The organism is Plantactinospora sp. ZYX-F-223, assembly GCF_039649625.1.
Classification (GTDB): Bacteria; Actinomycetota; Actinomycetes; order Mycobacteriales; family Micromonosporaceae; genus Plantactinospora.
This window is the reverse complement of sequence record NZ_JBDJAV010000226.1, coordinates 1-219: the sequence shown is the minus strand read 5'-3', so window position 1 is coordinate 219 and position 219 is coordinate 1. Positions and strand designations below refer to the sequence as shown.

The 219-nt window shown below is 70.3% G+C and carries 1 protein-coding gene; it reads right to left on the bottom strand.

What is annotated here, in order from left to right; all coding sequences use genetic code 11:
• Window positions 1-203 (bottom strand): transposase (locus AAH979_RS43290; RefSeq protein ID WP_346263920.1); only part of this gene is annotated, 203 nt, incomplete at its 3' end.
• Window positions 204-219 lie beyond the last annotated feature (16 nt).

Here is a 219-nt window from a genome sequence, read left to right as displayed (position 1 = left end):
AAGTCGTGGGGTAGGTAGCGCCAGGCGATGCCGGTGCGGTTGACGTACAGGATGGCGTTGAAGATTTCGCGTAGGTCGTGGGTGGGGGTGCGGCCGCTGACGCCGGCGTCGGTGCGGGCCTGTCGCCAGGCGGTCAGGCGGGGCGCGATCAGGGCCCAGCGGGCGTCGGACAGGTCGGATGGGTAGGCTCGCCGTGCGGTCATGGTGCGGTCGTACGGT